The sequence below is a fragment of the Saccharospirillum alexandrii genome, assembly GCF_004000275.1.
Taxonomy (GTDB): Bacteria; Pseudomonadota; Gammaproteobacteria; order Pseudomonadales; family Natronospirillaceae; genus Saccharospirillum; species Saccharospirillum alexandrii.
In genome coordinates this window covers 1-16,412 of record NZ_RCIP01000007.1, presented here as the reverse complement: position 1 = coordinate 16,412, position 16,412 = coordinate 1, and the positions used below count along the sequence as shown (strand labels likewise).

18 protein-coding genes are annotated in these 16,412 nt (G+C 56.5%); 10 read left to right on the top strand and 8 right to left on the bottom strand.

What is annotated here, in order from left to right; all coding sequences use genetic code 11:
• Positions 1 to 10 precede the first annotated feature (10 nt).
• Positions 11 to 1,066 carry a sigma-70 family RNA polymerase sigma factor gene (locus EP166_RS20215; protein ID WP_127560531.1) on the bottom strand — a complete coding sequence of 352 codons (1,056 nt, stop codon included), beginning with the start codon at positions 1,064 to 1,066 and terminating at the stop codon, positions 11 to 13.
• A 225-nt stretch (positions 1,067 to 1,291) separates the two neighbouring features.
• On the opposite strand from EP166_RS20215, the gene EP166_RS20210 reads away from it, so the two are divergent.
• The 4 genes from EP166_RS20210 (at position 1,292) to EP166_RS20200 (ending at position 5,631) form a co-directional block, all read left to right on the top strand.
• Entirely contained in the window at positions 1,292 to 2,128 is an 837-nt protein-coding gene (locus tag EP166_RS20210) for a MerR family transcriptional regulator (protein ID WP_164744036.1), read from the top strand.
• A 200-nt stretch (positions 2,129 to 2,328) separates the two neighbouring features.
• Complete coding sequence (locus tag EP166_RS20205) at positions 2,329 to 3,846, top strand: methyl-accepting chemotaxis protein (protein ID WP_164744035.1); 1,518 nt, start codon at positions 2,329 to 2,331, stop codon at positions 3,844 to 3,846.
• Positions 3,839 to 4,390 carry a DUF6436 domain-containing protein gene (locus EP166_RS21830; RefSeq protein ID WP_425470074.1) on the top strand — a complete coding sequence of 184 codons (552 nt, stop codon included), beginning with the start codon at positions 3,839 to 3,841 and terminating at the stop codon, positions 4,388 to 4,390. Before EP166_RS20205 ends, EP166_RS21830 begins: the two co-directional genes overlap by 8 nt.
• 119 nt (positions 4,391 to 4,509) lie before the next feature.
• Positions 4,510 to 5,631 (top strand): succinylglutamate desuccinylase/aspartoacylase family protein, encoded by a 1,122-nt coding sequence (locus tag EP166_RS20200; protein ID WP_127560525.1) that lies wholly within the window; start codon positions 4,510 to 4,512, stop codon positions 5,629 to 5,631.
• Positions 5,632 to 5,826: 195 nt separating this feature from the next.
• On the opposite strand, the gene EP166_RS20195 is transcribed toward EP166_RS20200, so the two are convergent.
• The 5 genes from EP166_RS20195 to EP166_RS20175 form a co-directional block, all read right to left on the bottom strand.
• Positions 5,827 to 6,081, bottom strand: coding sequence for a YfhL family 4Fe-4S dicluster ferredoxin (locus EP166_RS20195; RefSeq protein WP_127560523.1), 255 nt, complete (start codon positions 6,079 to 6,081; stop codon positions 5,827 to 5,829).
• Positions 6,082 to 6,132: 51 nt separating this feature from the next.
• A complete protein-coding gene (gene coaD, locus EP166_RS20190; RefSeq protein WP_127560521.1) occupies positions 6,133 to 6,621 on the bottom strand; it encodes a pantetheine-phosphate adenylyltransferase in 489 nt (162 codons plus the stop codon).
• An 88-nt stretch (positions 6,622 to 6,709) separates the two neighbouring features.
• Positions 6,710 to 8,116, bottom strand: coding sequence for a coniferyl aldehyde dehydrogenase (locus tag EP166_RS20185; RefSeq protein WP_127560519.1), 1,407 nt, complete (start codon positions 8,114 to 8,116; stop codon positions 6,710 to 6,712).
• 67 nt (positions 8,117 to 8,183) lie between these two features.
• Positions 8,184 to 8,786: a 16S rRNA (guanine(966)-N(2))-methyltransferase RsmD gene (gene rsmD / locus EP166_RS20180; protein WP_127560517.1), complete on the bottom strand. Its 603-nt coding sequence runs from the start codon at positions 8,784 to 8,786 to the stop codon at positions 8,184 to 8,186.
• Between the two features lie 33 nt (positions 8,787 to 8,819).
• Entirely contained in the window at positions 8,820 to 9,710 is an 891-nt protein-coding gene (locus EP166_RS20175) for a hypothetical protein (RefSeq protein ID WP_127560515.1), read from the bottom strand.
• A gap of 473 nt (positions 9,711 to 10,183) precedes the next feature.
• Between EP166_RS20175 and ftsY the strand changes: the two genes are divergently transcribed.
• The 6 genes from ftsY (at position 10,184) to trmB (ending at position 15,236) form a co-directional block, all read left to right on the top strand.
• The gene (gene ftsY / locus EP166_RS20170; protein ID WP_246026363.1) at positions 10,184 to 11,245 is read left to right on the top strand and encodes a signal recognition particle-docking protein FtsY; all 1,062 of its coding nucleotides are present in this window, start codon (positions 10,184 to 10,186) and stop codon (positions 11,243 to 11,245) included.
• Positions 11,242 to 11,919 (top strand): cell division ATP-binding protein FtsE, encoded by a 678-nt coding sequence (gene ftsE / locus EP166_RS20165; RefSeq protein WP_127560513.1) that lies wholly within the window; start codon positions 11,242 to 11,244, stop codon positions 11,917 to 11,919. The genes ftsY and ftsE overlap by 4 nt, the downstream gene beginning before the upstream one ends.
• The gene (gene ftsX, locus EP166_RS20160; RefSeq protein WP_127560511.1) at positions 11,916 to 12,911 is read left to right on the top strand and encodes a permease-like cell division protein FtsX; all 996 of its coding nucleotides are present in this window, start codon (positions 11,916 to 11,918) and stop codon (positions 12,909 to 12,911) included. Before ftsE ends, ftsX begins: the two co-directional genes overlap by 4 nt.
• Positions 12,912 to 13,142: 231 nt before the next feature.
• Positions 13,143 to 14,015: an RNA polymerase sigma factor RpoH gene (gene rpoH, locus EP166_RS20155; protein WP_246026362.1), complete on the top strand. Its 873-nt coding sequence runs from the start codon at positions 13,143 to 13,145 to the stop codon at positions 14,013 to 14,015.
• Positions 14,016 to 14,134: 119 nt separating this feature from the next.
• Positions 14,135 to 14,512: a DUF423 domain-containing protein gene (locus EP166_RS20150; RefSeq protein WP_127560507.1), complete on the top strand. Its 378-nt coding sequence runs from the start codon at positions 14,135 to 14,137 to the stop codon at positions 14,510 to 14,512.
• Between the two features lie 28 nt (positions 14,513 to 14,540).
• Complete coding sequence (trmB, locus tag EP166_RS20145; RefSeq protein ID WP_127560505.1) at positions 14,541 to 15,236, top strand: tRNA (guanosine(46)-N7)-methyltransferase TrmB; 696 nt, start codon at positions 14,541 to 14,543, stop codon at positions 15,234 to 15,236.
• Positions 15,237 to 15,243: 7 nt separating this feature from the next.
• Here trmB and EP166_RS20140 read toward each other — a convergent pair whose 3' ends face one another.
• Both EP166_RS20140 and EP166_RS21360 read right to left on the bottom strand, forming a co-directional pair.
• A complete protein-coding gene (locus tag EP166_RS20140) occupies positions 15,244 to 16,068 on the bottom strand; it encodes a GNAT family N-acetyltransferase (RefSeq protein ID WP_127560503.1) in 825 nt (274 codons plus the stop codon).
• Between the two features lie 84 nt (positions 16,069 to 16,152).
• On the bottom strand, positions 16,153 to 16,412 hold a 260-nt coding region (locus EP166_RS21360), incomplete at its 5' end, for a hypothetical protein (protein ID WP_220432661.1).

Here is a 16,412-nt window from a genome sequence, read left to right as displayed (position 1 = left end):
GTCGTCTGATTCACTGCGCCGCCATTGAATCGGGCTTGTCCCAATGCAGCCGGAGTTTCGTCAGCGCTTCTTTTTCCAGCTGGCGGACTCGCTCCCGACTGACGCCAAGCTGATCCGCAATTTCCCGGTACCCATATTCACGACCTTGTTGAATGCCATAACGCAGGGCCACGATGACCTTCTCGCGGTGGCCCAAAATGCCCAGCGACTGCCGGATCCGGTCGATCACCTCGCTCTGTTCAGTTGCCTCATAGGTAGTCAGATCGGTCGCTTCCAGATGACTGGCCCAGCTGTCGGCCCCGTCATCCGACAAAGGCGCATCCAGCGACAGCGGGCTTAACCCCAGTTCCAGAAAATGCCTGACCTGAGCTTCGTCCATGTTGAGTTCTTTACTGATGGTCGCTACCGACACCGGCTTGCCTGCCGACTGTTGCACCATCACCAGCTGCCGCTGAAACCGTTTAACATCATCGACCACGTTAGTGGGTTTGCGAATCAGCGCTGCCTGGTTTTTCAGGCCAAGTCGAATAAATTGCTGTATCCAGTAATGGCTGTAGGTCGAAAACCGTGTGCCTTGGCGCACGTCGAACTTTTCCAGGGCACGCATTAAACCCAATTGACCCTCCTGCACCAGGTCGGTTAGATCCAGCCCCTGGTTGACGTGCTGATGCGCCACGCTGAACACCAGGCGGATGTTCGACCCAAGCAGCATTTCACGGGCCTGTAGCAGCCGCCGCCACAGGCGCGGCAACATGCTCTGTCCGCGATGGTGATCCAGATACCAGGCACGCAGGGCCGTCATATCGGCATGGTTCGGTCGTTTATCCCAAACCGTCTTAATCCAGTCGCGTTGCGACCAGTCCAACCCCGGGTAGCGGGCCTGCCACCAGGCTTTCCCAATGCCCTGTGTCAGTCGGACCAGTGCCAGTGAGGCATCCTGATGCTGTTGCAGCCAGGCACGCTCCTGTTCCGCCGTCAGCAGCGGATGCAGGCGGCTCCATTCGGCGTAACTGTTGTACTCTGCGTCGGCCGCCGCAGCAAACCAGGCCGGATTGTGAGCATTCATCGTTGCACCTATCCTAATTCGTTCGACTGGATCTGAACCGATCAACTCCCAACAGGGTGGCGCGCTTTATTCAGCATTCAACCCGCGGGAAAAGATACGGTTCGTCCATTCATTCGTAGGATGTATCAGTTTTAGATGAGATATCGGGTTCAGGGACCGCAAAGATTAGACAAGACCTGTACAACGCCCGACGCCGTTAAACTGAACCAGCGACTGAGAGACCCCATGAATACCGGAAAACGGATCGGAGAGGCCGCCACACTGACTGGCTTGAGCGCTCACGCCTTGCGCCAGTGGCACCGGCGTTACGGCATTGGCCCCAGTTTCAACAGCGGTGGTGGCCAGCGCCGCTACAGCGATCAGGACATTGAACGCATCCAACGCATCGATCGGTTACGCCAGCAAGGCTTTAGTCTGGCCACTCTGGCCGAGTGGCCAATGGCCAGTCTGCGCCAGCATACCGAACGCGACCAGCGCCGCCTGGTTATCGGCTGGTACGGCCGCCACTACAGCGCCTTTGCGGCTCAGGTGCCACAAGCCGATTTTGTGCCCTCGGCAACTCTGGAGAAGCGGCCTCCGGGAGCGGACCTCTGGGTGATCGAATGCCCAACGCTAACAGACGACTTGCTGTATGAATTGCCTGACAGTCAGGAGGCGCAATCGATACTCTGCTATGACTACGCAAACCGCCGACAACTGACTCACCTTGAACGACTCGGCTACGAATGTCACAAAGGAGCGCCGACAACACGCTGGTTTCTGGACCGGCTCAGCCAGTTAGCACCGGGGTCCGGCGGATTCAGTCTCGAAGAACTGTCCCGTCTGAAGAACATCAAACCCGCACTGAACTGTGAATGCCCCAATCACCTGGCCGGCATCCTGCACGAACTGACCCAATTCGCCCAGTACAGCCTGGAATGCAGCATCAGCGACGACAAGGATGCTAAGCTCCATCAGGATATTTTCCATCACATACAAACGTCCCAGCGATCCGTATTGGCAGCGCTTCATGCTGTCGTTCTGGCCGAAGAACTGGACGTTCGCATTTTGACGGCTTCATAAACATGACCTAAACCAAGGTGTAAAACGGCAAAGATTCGATAATACACAAGACCGAAACTCCAACGAGACGATCAGCGTCAGCACATTAAAATTTCCTAATGTTTCAGCCTGAATTGACCGATACCCTAACAGGCAGATCATGGAAACAAGGCCGCAACACGGCGCAACGACTCCGCAAGTCACTGAGTGAGTACCAACCTATGCAGTCAGACAACCTAATCTTTACATTCGAGCAGAAAATAACCAACATGCTGTCGCTCGTGTTGATCGCCCTTTGGCTTCTGGCACTGGGACTTGCGACCGTTCATCAAACATGGTTCGAGGTGCTGGTGCTTGGCACCCTAATAGCAGCCGGCCCGCTGATCTTGAACCACCTGAGTCCCGGAACAAGGCTGGTCCGCATGGTTTATGGCGCCGCATTCATGGCCATGACGGCACTGCACGTTCACCAAATGCATGGACTGATTGAAATGCACTTCGGCTTTTTCGTGTTGCTGGCGGTCGTGTTTGCGTTCCTTGACATTTGGGCGTTGGTGGCGGCGCTGTTCGTCATTGCCGTGCATCACGTCAGTTTTGCTTACCTGCAATACAATGGCAGCCCGGTCTTTGTGTATGACTTGGCATACCTGCAGTCCAATGGTTTCAACCCGCTGGGATTCGTGATGTTACACGCCACCTATGCCATCGTTGAGACCCTTATACTTGTCATTCTTACCCGGCCTGTTCGACAAATGCTGGATACTGCACGGGAATTGGCAACCGTCAGCCACCGGATCACCGCAGATGCGGGGCGTATTGATCTGACAAGTCGGGCTGACGACGCCCACAGTCCCGTATTGAAGAGCTTTAACAGCATGTTGGAAAGCATGCGTTCGGTGACGGCTAAAACACTCAGTGAGAGCCAGGTGCTGATAACGGCAACTCGCACAATGGAAAACCGGATCGGGCAACTGGTCGGCGACACGGAAGATCAGGAACACCGGTTTCAGGGAACCTTGAGTCAATTGCAACAATGGTCCCAAAATGCCCGCGATGTCGCTGAAGCCACCGATACCGTGGCCCGGTCAACCGCAAACAGCAAAGAGGTCAACGACGCCGTTCAGGCGCAAGTCGCTGACACCTTATCTTCGTCTCAGTCGCTCACCGACCAATTGAACGACACGCGCTCTGTCATCGGCCAGTTGGCTGACGATTGTGCCGAAGTGGGTAAGACCCTGGCGGTCATCAACACCATTGCAGAACAAACCAATTTGCTGGCCTTGAATGCCGCCATTGAGGCGGCTCGTGCCGGTGAGCAGGGTCGTGGCTTTGCGGTTGTTGCTGATGAGGTCCGCTCACTGGCGACCCGAACTCAGGCATCGACCGTTGAAATCAATGATGTTCTGCAACGGTTAACGCAGCGCTCAACTGCCTCCGTAGAGGCTATGGACGCGGCCGTTCAGCAGGTTCGCGAAAACGCTCAGCAAACTCAGGGTGTGCAGCAAAGCGCCGCTCAGTTGCATGAACAAATTGGCATTGTTGTCAGTGAGAACGAACGCATTCGACAAGTAACCGATGAGCAGTCCGTCGCTACGCGGCAGCTGGAAGAGGACATCAACACGCTGGCTGAACTGGCCCGCAGGGTCCACAGTGCCATGGGTGACTCGAAGGCCGATCTGAGCAGCCTCAGTGCTACCTTCAGCGCCTTGCACCTGGAACTGAATCGATTTGATGTCTAGTCGCGTCAAGCAGACTGCACTCACCGCTCTGGCATTGTGCTGGCTTGTAGCCATCGTCGCTGGCTTCTGGTGGTTTCAGGCCAAGCTGATCGTAACCTTTGATGCTGACCAGCGCATCCTGGAACAGTTCCCCAGGTTACGGGATTATGGAACTGCCTTGTCTCAGGAGATGCCAGCAAACCTAGAGTACCAAAGGGCCAGGGTCATTATTGTTAAAGACCCTCAGTGCCAGTGCAATCGGTATTCTGCAGACCATCTTGCTGCACTGCGGACCGAGTACGGTACATCTACCACATTCAACACAACTCGGTTGAGCGATCTTCCAGTGGCCATGCGATCCCTCATTCCTGCGACACCGTTTGTGTTGATTCAACGACCCGGCGGTGCTTTGGTTTACGCCGGACCTGTGAACAGTGGTATCACGTGCACAGCCAACACCAGCTTTCTGGAATCCGTACTGCAACGCCCTGTGGGCACTGCCCTCCAGATTCCACTGCTGGCCCGTGGCTGCTATTGCGCAAATCGGTCCGCCAGTACCAGTTAGCACTCCGCTAGGGTTACCAAGGTTGGTCCCCCCTCAAACCGCTCGACAACAAGCCTCTGTTATTGCTGTGCGGGCGCCAGTAAACTCGCACCGACTGCACACACCCGTTGGACCAAACCATGAAAACAACACACCTGCCGCTGCCCCCACCGGCACCCGGCATGCAACGTCACCTGACCGTTCATGAATACGGCGACGGCCCCCGCAAAGCCTACTTTCAGGCGGGTTTGCACGCCGATGAATGGCCTGGCTTGCTGACGCTTCAGCATTTGATGGAAAAACTGGACGCGCTTGAGCAGGCAGGCCAGATCCGGCAACGCATTGTGATTGTGCCTTTCGCCAACCCGGTCGGTATGAACCAGCGATTGTTCGGCAAATTTCCAGGCCGGTTTGACGCCACCACGGGGCAAAATTTCAACCGGGGCATGTCACTGTCAACCGGAGCGCTGACGCACAGAGTGGGACATTTGCTGAATGCAGAAGCTGACCGGAATGATGTGCAAGTGCGGGCCGCTCTGCGTCAACTGGTAGAGGAAAAACCCGCCCACTACGAAATCGAAGCCCTGCACAAAGCCCTGCTGAGCCAATCAATCGACGCCCATCTGATGCTCGATCTGCATTGTGACGACCACGCACTGCCCCATGTATTCTATGGCGATCATCAACGTCCTATCGGCACACAACTGGCCGATTGCCTCGGCTTCGCCATCCGGCTCGAGGAAGACGTTCGGGGCACCGTCGCCTTTGACGGCAGCCACACCCAACCCTGGATCACCCTGGCTGAAAACACCGGCAAACCCTTTGCCGAACCCTGCTTTGCCGCCACGGTGGAGCTGCGCGGCCAGAAAGACGTCAGCGACGCCCTGGCCCGGCAAGATGCAGAAGGGTTGCTGGCGTTTCTTGAGCAACAGGGGTTTGTTTCCAACAGCAGCGCCAAAGCCCAGCCACAGCAGGGCGACACGCTGAGCATCAATGTCGACCAGGTAAAAGTGATCACCTCACCGGCCAATGGCCTGGTGGTATATCACCGGGCGCTCGGAGACTGGGTAGACGCCGGCGACCTTCTGGCCGAAATAGTGCTGCTCGACAGCCATCGCCCGGAACGGGTACAGGTACCCGCGCCCGCCAGTGGCCGCCTGTTCAGCCAGACCAACACCTTTCTGACCTCGCCCGGAGCCAGCATTGGCATGATTGCCAGTAAGGATCAGCAGATTCAGCCGGGAACCCAGCTGAGTTATTAATACGCAGGATTCAAATTTAGCAATAGATTAGCGATGGGTGGCCGGGCTGCTTCTGCGGGGGTATCTGAGGCATGGATGCCGAAGTTAAGCCAACAGGGAGGTTTTCACGGCGCCCCCGCAGGAGCAGCCCGACCACCCGTCGCGGACTCAAGGCGCTGTTGACGACCCGAAGTTGATGAGCCCAAAGGGCTCAGATCATGCCTGAGCGGCCATGATGCGCTCGTATTTGTCCTGCAGTTGGGTTTTGCTTTCAACGTGTGACGGGTCGTGGGGGATGCAATCTACCGGGCAGACCTGCTGGCACTGGGGTTCATCGTAATGTCCCACGCATTCGGTGCACAACTGCGGGTCGATTACGTAGATTTCCTCGCCTTCGGAAATCGCATCGTTGGGACACTCCGGCTCACACACATCGCAGTTGATGCATTCATCGGTGATGTACAGGGCCATGACAACATCCTCTCACAGTCTGCCTCGCGGCAATGATGTAGCTAAGCAGAATCAATCGTTCTGCTGATAAATCTCGGCCAGCGCTTCTTGCACGATCGGGTGCACCATTTTGGTGACATCCCCGTGCAGCAGGGCAATCTCACGAACAAAGGTAGACGAAATGAAGGAATACTGCTCGGATGGCGTCAGAAACAGGCTCTCGACATCCGGTGCCAGCACCCGATTCATGTTGGCCAGCTGAAATTCATATTCGAAGTCACTGACCACGCGCAACCCGCGCAAAATAGTCTGCGCACCTTTCTCATGGGCAAAATCGACCAGCAGGTTGCGAAAGCCTTCAACTTCCACATTGCCCATGTTTTCGGTGACTTTGCGAGCCAGAGCAACACGTTGCTCCAAGCTGAACAGCGGCTTTTTCTTCGGGCTGGCCGCGACGGCGACGATAACCTTATCGAATTGCCGCAGACCCCGTTCGACCAGATCCATATGCCCATAGGTAATGGGGTCGAAGGTGCCTGGGTATACTACGGTGCGTACCATGTTGCGCTCCCGGTTATTCAACGCGCGCGAATGTTACCCCAGCCGCTCGGACGGCACAAATCAATGGCCTGGTTCCTTGGCATACCAGTTACCTGAGAAAGAATCGTCTCAACTGCCGTTGCACCCATCCATCATAGGGCGGATACACCAGTTTAAGGCTATTCAACTTTTGCTTGCCCACCACCGGTTTCAATTTGGAAAACGTGTCGAACCCGGCTTTGCCGTGATAGTGCCCCATGCCACTCGCCCCTACGCCGCCAAAGGGAATGTTATCCAGAGTGGCGTGAAATAACGCCTCATTGATGACCAACGCGCCACTGTGGGTGCTGTGTTCGAACTTGGCCTGCCAGCTCCGGTCGTATCCAAAGAGGTAGAGCGCCAGTGGCCGGGGTCGGCTGTTAATGAATCGCTGTGCTTCCAAGTCGGTTTCGCACGGGATGATGGGCAAAATAGGGCCAAACAATTCTTGCTGCATGACCGCGCTGTCTAATGAGACATTGGTGAGCAATACCGGGGGCATTTTACCGCTGCCGGCATCCAGCCCAGGGGGCTGGTCGCCCCAGTGCAATTGCGCACCATCGGCTTCGGCTTGTTGTAACCAGTCATTCAAGCGCTGGCGTTGACGGTCGTTGATGACCGAGGAATAGTCCGAATTCTCGATGACCTTGCCGTACATGCGACTGACCGACTGGTGGAAGGCGTCGATAAAGGCGTCAATACGATCCGGCGGGCACAGAATATAATCCGGGGCGATGCAGGTCTGGCCTGCATTCAGGCACTTGCCAAAGGCCAGCCGTTCCGCCGCTTCTGCAATCGGAATACTGGTATCAATAACGGCCGGGCTTTTCCCGCCGAGTTCGAGTGTAACAGGCGTCAGGTTCTGCGCTGCAGCCCCCATTACGGCCTTGCCCACCTCGGTGGAGCCGGTAAACAGCAGATGATCGAACGGCAGCGCCGAGAATGCACGCGCGGTATCAACATCGCCATTGACGACCGTGATCACGCCATCATCAAAGGTTTCGTCGATCAGCTTCTCAAACAACGCGCCGAAGGCTGGCGTGAATTCAGACACCTTCACCATGCAATGGTTGCCCGCCGCCAGCGCAGCGGTCATCGGCCCTATCGCCAGATAGAGGGCGTAGTTCCAGGGCACGATAATGCCGGCTACGCCGAGTGGTTGTGGCAACACCTTGCTGTGGGCGGGTTGAAACAGCAGCGGCACCAGATGTTTGCGTGCCTTCATCCAGCCTTTCAGATGCCGCAGCGTGTGGTTAATGCCAAGAATGGCCGGCAGTACTTCAGCGTTCAGCGTTTCCCCTTTGGACCGACAGCCAAAATCCTGATTCAGGGCATCGGCCAGTGCCGTCTGGTTATCCAGAATCAGTTGTTTCAGTTTCTGCAAGCGAAAACGCCGCTCAGCCAAGCTGGGGTATGGATGCAACCGATAGGCTGCCTGTTGGCGGTCAAACCGCGCCTTAAGCATGTCCGGAGTCATTCGCACCTCTGAGAAGGTTAAAAAATAACTCTAGGCCAGTCAGTGAAGATGGGTCAATGTCAACCGGTCAGTTCCCGTCCATTGCCGTCCCGGTCCATTGATAGAGTCGCATGCTGACATCGCCACTGTGCTTTTCCTTCATCAATTGCAACCCGTCCGGGAGGGCCAGTGTCTGTTGCCGGGGGCTTTCCAGGTAAACCAGGGCACGCTCGGCGAGGCGCTTCTGTGCAATCAGCGCCGCGAGGGCATCGGTCCACAGCCCGGCCGCGAAGGGCGGATCCAGAAAGACCAGATCAAAGGGCTCGGTCTCTGCCCGGGCCAACCAGGCCAGCGCATCGCATTGCACCACGGTCGCAGCACAGCCGAGCGTCGAAACGGCCTGTTTCAAGCTGGCCACGGCTTGTGGTTGCTTCTCCAGCAGCCAAACATGCGAGGCCCCGCGCGAGGCCGCTTCAAGCCCCAGCGCACCGGTGCCAGCAAAGGCATCCAGCACCCGGGCACCCGGGGTCTGAACCTGCAACCAGTTGAACAGGGTTTCACGCTGGCGGTCGCCGGTGGGCCTCAGCCCCTCCAAATTGGCAATACCAAGCCGGCGCCCCCGGTATTCACCTCCAATAATGCGCAGCGACCCTGCGCCCCGGCCAGGGCCTTTTCGAGCGGATTTGGGCATTGTGTCCTCTTAGTCAATGATGGGCATGACGGGTTATGGCTGGCTGTTCGCGCGGGCCGCATTCACATCTGCCAGCGTAATAGCTGACAATCGTTGTTGCTGCGATACCAGAAAATCGGCGGGTAAGTCGTAAACCGCGGAGGTCACCAGATAGCGATGAATCTGCTCGGCGCTGCGGCTGCGTTGCTCGGCCGAGGCGGTATAGGCCGCTCTGACGGGCTCAAGCTCCTCTTCCGTCACCGGCACGAACAGGTCCGTGCTGAGCGTCTGGTTAATCAGCACCTGGCTGGTTTCTGCCCGATGGTCCCAGCGCACCTGAGGATCATAACCACTCAGCCGCTGCTGTAGAACGCCCACCCAGAGCAAAAACGCCAGCTGTTCATTGGTACCCATGGGCGGTGACCTCAACCGTGCCAGCGAGGGCTGGGGCGCAACCTGATTGACCATCCCCTCGCCCAACAGGGGCTCCAACAGGCGCCGGGCGACAGCCATGCGATCGTCATCGAGATCACCACTGAGCACCACCGAGCGGCTGTCACCATCGGGCAACCAGCTTTGCAGAAAATCGACACTGGCCTGAAGGGCGTCCGTATCGGGCGGGTTAACCACCGTTACCTGAAACTGCCCACCCTGGCGAGAGGTACTGACCGCCGCATCGATGGCAATGTCCAGTTGCTCGGTCGGAATCAGATCCTGGGTGATGGTCAGCCGCAACTGACGGGCCTGGTCCAGGTCGACCGTCCACAATGTGCGACCAGGAGCCCGCTCATCGGTTGACACAGCCAGGTCGTCCAAAAACCAGGCCTGGGGCTCGACGACCTCGGAGACAACACCCTCTTCCTGGCCCACCAGGTTGAACACCACGATCAGAGGAATGGTCACGAAAATGATGAGCCAGAGTGTGCGGCGACTAAAATGGAACATGAGACGGATGGGGTTCCTGTGCAAATCCAATAGGGAGAATCAATGTACTGACAACGGTCAGTTTACACCATCCATGGCGTTTCTTGCCCTGCCGCCGATATATCTCCCGCGCATTCCCTCTAGCGCCTGAATTAACATTACTGAAAGATACTGTTCATATTTCATAGTTCAGTTTTCGTTGCAATGACTAGCGATGGCTGCCTGGGGCGCCTCCGTGGGGGAGTCCGCAGCAGGGATGCTGCGGCCTAGGCCCGAGACGTCGGACCGCCATGGATGGATTGAGTGGGCGGCATCCCGCCCGACCCCACGGAGGCGTCCCGGGCAGCCGTTGCGGACCATTGCCACCAAGCGAACCCGAACTCTGTAACTTGCGTAATAAGGCTTTGGCTGGCGGGTGCATTTTGCTAGCATAGCGCGGCTTTTATCGCAGTTTTTCTGAACTGCCCGACAACACAGCGGGCCCAGTCCCGAAGTTGGTTGCTCTTTTTACGGCATCGATCCGCAGTTACCCATTCACCGATTACACAGGCTACAACGCTACCATGCTGGGCTTTGGCAAAAAGAAATCGAAACCCGAGACCGAACAGACCAAGCCGGAAGCACCGGCTGAATCCATTTTTGCCCGCATCAAACAAGGGCTGGGTCGCACCCGTTCGACCTTTACCGATGGCCTGGCTTCGATGTTTCTGGGCAAAAAAAGCATTGATGACGACCTGCTCGAAGAACTGGAAACCCAGTTACTGACGGCCGACGTCGGCATTGAGGCGACAGCCGCCATCGTTGAAGAATTGACCGAACGAGTCGGCCGCAAGGAGCTCAAAGACGGCGATGCCCTGCTCTATGCCCTGCGCGACACCCTGGTGCACCAACTGCAACCGGTTGAATCGCCCCTGGTCATCGACGGCTCACAAAAACCCTATGTGATCCTGGTCGTTGGCGTAAACGGTGTGGGCAAAACAACTACCATTGGCAAACTGACCAAAAAGTTCCAGAGCGACGGCCACTCCGTCCTGCTCGCCGCCGGCGACACATTTCGGGCTGCGGCCGTCGAACAATTACAGGTATGGGGTGAGCGCAACAAGGTGCCGGTTATTGCCCAGCACACCGGGGCCGACAGCGCCTCCGTGATTTTTGATGCCGTTCAGGCCGCACAATCGCGCGGTGTCGATGTGGTTATTGCCGACACCGCCGGACGACTGCACAACAAAGACAACCTGATGAACGAACTGGCCAAGGTCGTCCGGGTGATGAAAAAGTTGGATGACGCAGCCCCGCACGAAGTCTTGCTGGTACTCGACGCCGGCACTGGTCAGAACGCCATCAGTCAGGCCCAGAGCTTCACCGATGCCGTCAACCTGACTGGCCTGGCCCTGACCAAGCTGGATGGCACCGCCAAAGGCGGCGTTATTTTTGCGCTGGCGAAAAAACTCGGCATTCCGGTGCGCTTCATTGGCGTCGGGGAGCAAGTCGACGACTTGCGCCCCTTCAATGCGCGCGATTTTGTCGACGCGCTGCTGGATACCCGCGCCGAATGATTCACTTCGACCAGGTCAGCAAACGCTACGAAGGCGGGCACGAAGCCTTGTCGAGCGTCAGCTTGCACATAGAGAAAGGCGAAATGGTGTTTCTGACTGGCCACAGTGGCGCTGGCAAAAGCACCCTGCTTAAACTGATCACCCGTATTGAAAAAGCCTCGTCCGGGCAGTTGCGGGTTAACGGCCAGATTCTGAACCGGCTGCGCCGCTCCCAGATTCCGCATTTTCGGCGCAATCTGGGGATCGTGCACCAGGACCATCAATTGCTGATGGACCAGACGGTATACGACAACGTCGCCCTGCCACTGATCATTGCCGGCGAACATCCCAAAGACGTAACCCGCCGAGTGCGTGCGGCGCTCGACAAGGTAGGGTTGCTGGAGCGGGAAAAGTATCGCCCTATACAGTTGTCCGGCGGTGAGCAACAGCGGGTTGGCATTGCCCGGGCCGTTGTAAAAAAACCAGCGATACTGCTGGCCGACGAGCCAACCGGTAACCTCGACCCGGGTTTATCACGGGACATTATGGAATTGTTCTCCGAATTCAACCGCGTCGGCACCACGGTGCTCATTGCCAGCCACGATCTGGGGCTGATCGCACGGCTAAACTATCGGGTTGCATCGCTTCAGGACGGCAAGCTGATGAGCACTCCGTTTGAGGGGAGGCGCACGTGAGCACCCGAACGCCAAACCGGCCTACGACCAAAAAACCCGTATCAAATTCGGCCAACCGCCGGCGTGACAACGCTCAGGGCAACCGCTCTGCCTGGCTGCGCCACCACCGCGACTGCGCCAGTCAATCCCTGATGCGTCTGTTGCGCAGTCCGGTATCAAGCGCGCTGACCTGGCTGGTCATTGCCATTTCACTGACACTTCCCACCCTGTTCTACCTCGCGCTGTCCTCCTTGCAGGCGCAAACCGAGCAATGGCAGGAGGGCGGCCAGATCACGCTCTACCTGGAACAGGGCCTGCCCGATTCAGACGGAGACCGACTAACCCGGGAACTGGACGCCCGCCCCGAAGTCGCCCGCGCTTACTACATCAGCGCCGACGAAGCCTGGACGTCGTTTCAGGAAACCCTGTCCATCAACCGGCAGGCACTGGGGTTCACCGACAACCCATTGCCAGCCAGCATTGTCGTGGTCCCGGCGCAGCAAAACAGCAGTCAGCTCGAAGCGCTGCAATTGATCATTCGCGGCTTGCCGGAAGTTGAGGACGTGCAACTCGATCTGGCCTGGATCGACCGGCTGAACCGGTTTCTGGAGCTGATCTACAGCGTTGTCACCGGTTTAGCCCTGCTGTTGGGTGTCGCCGTATTACTGGTCGTCGGCAACACCATTCGGCTGGCGATAGAATCGCGCAAGGATGAAATTCGCGTCATCAAACTGCTGGGGGCTACCGAGGCCTTTGTGCGTCGTCCCTTCGTCTATCTGGGTATCTGGTATGGTCTGCTGGGGGGTGTTGCCGCCTGGATACTGGTCACCGCCGTGGCCTGGTGGCTGCGCAGCCCGCTTACCGCCTTCCTGAACACCTATGGTCTGGAAGCCAATGTCTCCTGGCTGGGCTTCACTGATACGCTGGTTCTGATTCTGGCCTCTATCGGCGTTAGCCTCGCTGGTGCCCATATAGCTTTACAGCGCCACCTCAAGGACGCCGAGCCCCGTTGAACCGGTGTAAGGCCGGCGACGTATACGGTACAGGGCACTACCGGTGTCTGGTGACTATTGGCTATAGAATTTGGCTATCAAAAACATTAATGTTGATTGATGGTTTGCACAACATTTACCGCTGATACTAGGGTTCAAGAGCCGACTTCTGTTAATATAGTCGGTGAATTAATTTGATTTCCACCGCGTGCACTGGTTTGAATGCCGGTGAGTCCGGGGGAGGGAGAAAACGTGAAACTGAACAACAGTGTTCCTGCGCTTGCTTTGGATTCTTTGGCCCCGGGTCAAAGCCTCGAGTCGTATATACAGTCGGTCAACACCTTTGACCTGCTCACGGCCGATGAAGAGAAAGAGCTGGCTGAGCGCTTGTATTATCAGGAAGACATTGATGCGGCTCGCCGCCTGGTGATGTCTCACCTGCGTTTTGTTGTTCACATTGCCAAGAGCTACTCAGGCTATGGGCTCAACCAGGGCGATCTGATTCAGGAAGGTAACGTCGGGCTGATGAAAGCCGTGCGTCGCTTCAACCCCGAGGTGGGTGTGCGTCTGGTCTCTTTTGCCGTGCACTGGATCAAAGCTGAAATTCACGAGTACATTCTGCGCAACTGGCGGATTGTCAAAGTGGCCACCACCAAGGCGCAACGCAAGTTGTTTTTCAACCTGCGCAGCTCCAAAAAGCGTCTGGGCTGGTTAAACGAGCGTGAAGCCCAGGACATCGCCGATGACCTGGGCGTGAACCTGAAAACGGTTTACGAAATGGAAGGTCGCCTGACAGCCCATGACGCCACCTTCGATGCGCCCAATGAAGATGACGATGAAGGCCCGGCCATGTTCCCGGTTCATTATCTGCAGGCTCAGGGTGCCGACCCGGCGGCCCTGGTTGAGCAGGATAACTATGAAACGGACGCCAATGACCAGTTATTTGCGGCTCTGGAAGACCTGGATGACCGCTCCAAAGACATCATTCAAAAGCGCTGGCTGAGTGATAACAAAGCTACCTTGCATGAACTGGCCGATGTCTATGGCGTCTCCGCTGAGCGTATCCGGCAGTTGGAAAAGAATGCTATGAAAAAAGTTAAAAAGGCCATGACCATCGATTTCTGATCGACAGGTCTGGTCTGAAAAAGCCGCTGAAAAGCGGCTTTTTTATGTCTGACTGATACCGGCTTTGCTGCCACGCAAGGCAACCTTCAAACCTGTCCGCTAACCGGGAACCAACCGCTATGTCTCACAGTCAACGACTCACCGCAATTGCGGCCTTGCTGGCCGGGCTCAGCGTTGCTCTGGGTGCGTTTGGCAGTCATGCGCTGGAAACACTGGTCACGCCGCAACGACTGGATACCTGGGATACCGCCGTTCACTACCAGATGTTTCATGCCCTGGCACTGCTCTGGTCAGGCCTTTATCTTCAGCGCTACCCACATCGTGGCATACTAACTTCCACGCTACTGATACTGGCTGGTACCCTGATTTTCTCTGGTAGCTTATACGCCCTTGTTCTATTGGATGTTCCTGTACTGGGAGCCATTACACCAATAGGTGGGGTTTTGTTAATTACCGGCTGGTTTACCCTGGCCTGGCACCTGGCCCGTCGCCACTGATGCATTCGAGAACAAACCTGGAATCCTCATGACCAACGAACTCACCCCCATTCAACGCAAGGTTCGCAGTTTTGTCATGCGCACCGGACGCATGACCGAAGGTCAGAAACTGGCTCTGGAAAATGGCTGGCCAACTTTGGGGCTCGATCTCAGCCACGGCCCCTATGACTTGCCAAAAGTATTCGGTCGGCGCTCATCCGTTGTTTTTGAAATTGGATTCGGCAACGGCGACTCATTGCTGAGCATGGCTCAACAAGCCCCGGAAAAAGACTTTATCGGGGTAGAGGTACATACGCCCGGTGTCGGGCGACTGTTGCATCATGTTCAGGAAGAGGGCATTAGCAACCTACGTGTGTGCAAGGAAGACGCGGTCGAGTTTCTGACTCACTGCATTGCTGATCACAGCCTCGACACCGTGCAACTGTTCTTCCCTGATCCCTGGCACAAGAAACGCCACCACAAGCGACGCATCGTTCAGCCGGAATTTGCCGCCTTGTTGCGCAAAAAACTGACGCCGGGCGGTACCTTCCACATGGCTACCGACTGGCAAAACTACGCCGAGCACATGCTCGGTGTGATGGAAGCGGCCGAGGGCTGGGAAAATACACAGGGAAGTGGCAGCTATCTACCCGGCCGACCCGAGCAACGACCCGAAACCAAGTACGAGCGGCGTGGCATTCGCCTGGGTCATGGTGTCTGGGATCTGGAGTTCAGAACCATCTGAGCGGCGCTCAGTGGCCTGGAGAGACATAACCGGGCCACTGACACAAGCAGCCCTCGCGCTGCGACAACCTAAAGCCCAGGCTCTGGTACAAGGCACTCGCATGGTAGTCAGCGTCAGCGATGATAATTTGCCGGCTGGCCCTTGTGGCCACCCATTGCGCCAGATGATGGATCAGCGTGCGGGCAATGCCTTTATTCTGAAAATCCGGGATGACCTGAACCTGCTGGTATCGGGCCAGATCATTCAAGGCAAACACACCGGCATAGCCCAGCAAACGATCACGGCTAAACGCACCAAAAAAATCTCCGTACCCTGCTCGCTCCAGGTCTCGATAGGTTTTTTCGCGACCTGCCAGGTATCTCCTGTAATCCGCCTCCTCATGACCAGCTTCGCGCTCGGTGACAGCAATCTCCCGCCATTGTGACCAGATGGATTCATCATCACCAAAAGGCGTTATACGAATCTCAGTATTCAGCCGACGCGGAGCTATCAGCGCATCACTTGGCATCGCCAAAACATGATTCTCGGTAAACTCATAATGGGCACCCAGAAAGCTGCGGATATCCGTCTCTTCTGACGCCTCGACTACAGGCCAGATAAAGGCTCGATGCCTGATACCGGGCACACCGTCAAACGCATGACCAAATGCCTGCTCCCAGTCATGCCTGGATTTTTCCGACAACGGCACTTTCAGCGCCAGGAAATTTCCGAAATAAAAATTCGGCGACGCCGGCGTCCGATAAACCGCGTAGTCGGCATGATCAATTAATTCGGACTCCAGATGCGAGACAATAAAATCGCTTTGAACGCCCAGACTGATGGGATGTCGCATAGTGAACCGTGATTATTTTGGTGAGTTAAGTGCACTGTATACCACAGTCATAAAGGCTGCGCCGCCTCCCTCTCACTAACTCTCTCACCCTGATCGGGCCTCCCCATGCATAAAAAAATCGAAGCGTCGAACCGCCCGCACCATCTCTGGCTCGGGGTTGGTATTAAACGCTTGAAAAAACGGCAGGACAGCCGTTTGTGACGACGTAGTCGCCCGCAGGGTCATCGTCTGTCGAACCGAAGCTACAGCCATAAAAAAACCCCAGTACCTTTCGATACTGGGGTTGGTATTAAAAGCTTGACGATGACCTACTCTCACATGGGGAGACCCCACACTACCATCGG

Excerpts from the sequence above, each read along its gene's own strand:
- EP166_RS20215 (WP_127560531.1), bottom strand. The coding sequence starts at position 1,066 with ATGAATGCTCACAATCCGGCCTGGTTTGCTGCGGCGGCCGACGCAGAG.
- EP166_RS20210 (WP_164744036.1), top strand. The coding sequence starts at position 1,292 with ATGAATACCGGAAAACGGATCGGAGAGGCCGCCACACTGACTGGCTTG.
- EP166_RS20205 (WP_164744035.1), top strand. The coding sequence starts at position 2,329 with ATGCAGTCAGACAACCTAATCTTTACATTCGAGCAGAAAATAACCAAC.
- EP166_RS21830 (WP_425470074.1), top strand. The coding sequence starts at position 3,839 with ATGTCTAGTCGCGTCAAGCAGACTGCACTCACCGCTCTGGCATTGTGC.
- EP166_RS20200 (WP_127560525.1), top strand. The coding sequence starts at position 4,510 with ATGAAAACAACACACCTGCCGCTGCCCCCACCGGCACCCGGCATGCAA.
- EP166_RS20195 (WP_127560523.1), bottom strand. The coding sequence starts at position 6,081 with ATGGCCCTGTACATCACCGATGAATGCATCAACTGCGATGTGTGTGAG.
- coaD (WP_127560521.1), bottom strand. The coding sequence starts at position 6,621 with ATGGTACGCACCGTAGTATACCCAGGCACCTTCGACCCCATTACCTAT.
- EP166_RS20185 (WP_127560519.1), bottom strand. The coding sequence starts at position 8,116 with ATGACTCCGGACATGCTTAAGGCGCGGTTTGACCGCCAACAGGCAGCC.
- rsmD (WP_127560517.1), bottom strand. The coding sequence starts at position 8,786 with ATGCCCAAATCCGCTCGAAAAGGCCCTGGCCGGGGCGCAGGGTCGCTG.
- EP166_RS20175 (WP_127560515.1), bottom strand. The coding sequence starts at position 9,710 with ATGTTCCATTTTAGTCGCCGCACACTCTGGCTCATCATTTTCGTGACC.
- ftsE (WP_127560513.1), top strand. The coding sequence starts at position 11,242 with ATGATTCACTTCGACCAGGTCAGCAAACGCTACGAAGGCGGGCACGAA.
- EP166_RS20150 (WP_127560507.1), top strand. The coding sequence starts at position 14,135 with ATGTCTCACAGTCAACGACTCACCGCAATTGCGGCCTTGCTGGCCGGG.
- trmB (WP_127560505.1), top strand. The coding sequence starts at position 14,541 with ATGACCAACGAACTCACCCCCATTCAACGCAAGGTTCGCAGTTTTGTC.
- EP166_RS20140 (WP_127560503.1), bottom strand. The coding sequence starts at position 16,068 with ATGCGACATCCCATCAGTCTGGGCGTTCAAAGCGATTTTATTGTCTCG.